The organism is Psychrobacter sp. FME6 (assembly GCF_014861365.1).
Taxonomy (GTDB): domain Bacteria; phylum Pseudomonadota; class Gammaproteobacteria; order Pseudomonadales; family Moraxellaceae; genus Psychrobacter.
Map to the genome: position 1 here is coordinate 1 of NZ_RRYW01000241.1, position 660 is coordinate 660.

The following is a 660-nucleotide window of genomic DNA, read 5'->3' on the forward strand; positions in this document are numbered from 1 at the left end:
GTGTTCTAAAAAGTATGCTGGCATCAGACGTAGCCATAATTGATGTAAAAGAACACCATATCAAACACTTTGAAGTGATTATCGAGCTTCTTAGAGAAGCAACAAGTCTTTCTAACCGCTCGTCTTAATCGGTGTCTAAGGCGACAGTTATTACCCTCTATACCTATGGTATGCTGTTTGCCAACCTGTTTGTGATCACCTTTAAAGGCCGTTATAAAGCTGTCCCAATTATCCATGCTAATAGAGCCGTAGCTTACTTTAAGTTGCTTTAAACGTGCTCTTAGCTTCTTAGCCGTTTTTAGGTCACGTTTGCCCCAAACATAAGCAACAATCTCATTGGTAGCGCGATCATAAGCATAAATAAGCCAAACTTTACGCTTTTTTCGATACACGTAAGTCCAAAACTCATCAACCTCTAAGCGTTCATAGTAGCTCTTCTTAGGCGCGATCTTATAAACAGATGAGCCTATGGTGCTCAATACTTTACCGATACTGACTGAGGCTATAACAGCTATGTCTCTAACGCCGCAACCTCTAACCATCATTAGCCGTATGATGTCTTCTATTTTAGAATGACAGCCGTGATAGGTTAACGCATGATCGCCAATAAATTGACGTTTGCAGTCCTTGCATTGGTAGTTCTGCTTGCCATAGCTTTTT

1 protein-coding gene is annotated in these 660 nt (G+C 40.8%); it reads right to left on the reverse strand.

Annotated features, from left to right (window positions below):
- Positions 1-23: 23 nt before the first annotated feature.
- Positions 24-660, reverse strand: a 637-nt coding sequence (locus EI162_RS14445; protein WP_192524983.1) for an IS1 family transposase, incomplete at its 5' end; no start/stop codon positions are given.